Source organism: Aerococcus sp. L_32, assembly GCF_050689315.1.
Window position 1 is genome coordinate 1 of record NZ_JBOEQF010000338.1, and the last position, 2,114, is coordinate 2,114.

At 39.5% G+C, this 2,114-nt stretch carries 3 protein-coding genes, 1 pseudogene and 1 other annotated feature; all 4 genes and pseudogenes read right to left on the reverse strand.

Going from position 1 to position 2,114, the window contains the following annotated elements; genetic code table 11:
* A pseudogene (gene pheS / locus ACRCJ0_RS12595) lies at positions 1 to 576 on the reverse strand (phenylalanine--tRNA ligase subunit alpha); the annotation flags it as partial.
* An 86-nt stretch (positions 577 to 662) separates the two neighbouring features.
* Positions 663 to 891, reverse strand: a binding site (T-box leader).
* 37 nt (positions 892 to 928) lie between these two features.
* Positions 929 to 1,273 carry a winged helix-turn-helix transcriptional regulator gene (locus ACRCJ0_RS12600; RefSeq protein ID WP_026466241.1) on the reverse strand — a complete coding sequence of 115 codons (345 nt, stop codon included), beginning with the start codon at positions 1,271 to 1,273 and terminating at the stop codon, positions 929 to 931.
* Positions 1,257 to 1,838: an HD domain-containing protein gene (locus tag ACRCJ0_RS12605; protein ID WP_419971637.1), complete on the reverse strand. Its 582-nt coding sequence runs from the start codon at positions 1,836 to 1,838 to the stop codon at positions 1,257 to 1,259. Before ACRCJ0_RS12605 ends, ACRCJ0_RS12600 begins: the two co-directional genes overlap by 17 nt.
* 160 nt (positions 1,839 to 1,998) lie before the next feature.
* On the reverse strand, positions 1,999 to 2,094 hold the full coding sequence (locus tag ACRCJ0_RS12610) for a TrmH family RNA methyltransferase (protein WP_431390648.1): 96 nt from the start codon (positions 2,092 to 2,094) through the stop codon (positions 1,999 to 2,001).
* Between the last annotated feature and the right edge of the window lie 20 nt (positions 2,095 to 2,114).

A 2,114-nucleotide genomic window follows, 5' to 3' on the forward strand; every position in this document is an offset into this window, starting at 1 on the left:
CTTTAACGGCCCTGCTTCGAAGTCGTGGGCGTCCATTGCACGCGCTTGTACCGGTGACGTATGGGTACGTAATAAGACCTCGTCGTTGATGTAGAAAGTATCTTGCATGTCACGCGCTGGGTGGTCTTTCGGTAAGTTCATACGTTCAAAGTTGTAGAAGTCAGACTCAACTTCTGGTCCCTCAACGACTTCGTAACCCATAGATACGAATAAGTCTTCAATTTCTTCCATTACTTGTGTTAATACGTGTTTCGTACCAGTTACTGGTTTTTCACCAGGTAGCGTCACATCAATGGCTTCTGCTTGTAATTGTGCTTCAAGGGCAGCAGCTGATAATAATTCCTCTTTTTCACTCAGTTTTGCACTAGCTTTTGCCTTCAATTCATTGGCATAAGCACCAACTTGTGGGCGCTCTTCAGCCGATAAATCACGCATACCACGTAAGGCTTCCGTAATTGGACCCTTTTTCCCTAAATATTTCACACGCACTGCTTTAATATCAGCTAAGGCGCTTGCTGCTTCAATCTCATCCATGATTTGATTTTCAATGGCTTTTAAATCATCAATAATTTGCATTTTTCCATCTCCTGACTTTCATCCTTTTATGAGTTTTCCTAAAATTGAGTATCTAGACCAATAAAAAAAGGTCCTTCACCCCCTACAAAAGGGACGAAAGACCGTGGTACCACCCTGATTCCGGTATAGTATTCCTATACCAGCACTCATTGATCGTTTTAACGGGTCGACCGGACCTGCTTTCAAATAGCATTCTATTCTCCCGCAAGCCTACTCAAGAAGTGAAAATATTTAACTATGTAGGTAAGATTCCCAGCACCACTTACTCTCTAGACTACACACCTGTTAAAAATTGTCTTCTGTTAATGTAATTTCTCTTTATATTTTAGCGTTTTCGGCCGGTTTGTCAACCTTATTCGGCTGGCTCAACCCACTCATCTGCCCAACGATGTAAATTGTTGAAGATTTTTTGTAAGTCTTGGCCTTTTTCTGTCAATGTATAAACCGTGATGATGTGACCATTCGCTTCTGACTCTTCTTTACGCACAATACCCTCTTCAGTTAATTCGCGTAATCTTTCAATTAATACACGGTCAGAAATACCGTTAATTGAGTCACGTAATTGTCCAAATCGTAATGGCGTTGCTAATAATACTTCAATAATTAAGCTATTCCACTTTTTACCAATCACTTTGCAAGCATGTTCCATCTTGCTACACATTACCGGTAAGTCTGCTTGTTTAATGGTAATTTCCATCTTGATCAATCTCCTCTTGTGTTTCTGCTAATTCTTCTTTTTCTTCTAATGAAACTTCTTGATTGCTAGTTCCAGCAAGTGCTGGAATAACTAATTTACCAACGAAATATCTAAATGATCTCATCATTTTCTTTTGAGACAAATTAGCTAAACTAGGTTTTACAAAGTCTCCGGTTGCAATATATTTATCCACGAATGTCACTACATAAGATTCTTTATAGCGCGGAAAATGCGGCGTGGCAAGCCACATATGCTTAAGAATAATATCTTCCTCAACAGGTGATAAATCCGTCACCACACGCGCATTAATCAAAGCAATTTTAGGATGGTTCCTTAAGTGAGATCCTTTAGAAAAAGTAACCTCACCTGGCACATAATAAAATAAATCATGTAATAAACCAGCTCGTGCGCAAGCCTTATAATCCCATCCTAGTGATCTAGCTACTTTATATGACATATAAGAAACTAGATAGGAGTGGGTTAAGCGATTGCCATGGACATGTTGCTTAAAATACGCTAAGTCCGTTACAAAGGGATGATTTTTAATATCCGCAATGATTTGCATATACTCTGGATCGTCTTCCCAAAAATAATGTTCTTGTTCCGTCACGGTAATCACCCTTTTTTCCAACGAATTCCTACATCAACTGATTTTGCTATGCGCACATAACCCTTTGCAAGTCCTGTGACAGTATCGTCACAACCTATTTTTAGAAGAAAATAATCTAGTCTTGGAGGGGAAATTGATACATGACTATCGCACCAGCAACCGCTACATTCAAAGATTCTGCAGATCCTGACATTGGGATATATAAAGCCATATCTGCTAACTGGCTGGTTG

Coding starts and splice junctions, on each gene's coding strand:
- ACRCJ0_RS12610 (WP_431390648.1), bottom strand. CDS start 2,094: ATGGCTTTATATATCCCAATGTCAGGATCTGCAGAATCTTTGAATGTA.
- ACRCJ0_RS12600 (WP_026466241.1), bottom strand. CDS start 1,273: ATGGAAATTACCATTAAACAAGCAGACTTACCGGTAATGTGTAGCAAG.
- ACRCJ0_RS12605 (WP_419971637.1), bottom strand. CDS start 1,838: ATGCAAATCATTGCGGATATTAAAAATCATCCCTTTGTAACGGACTTA.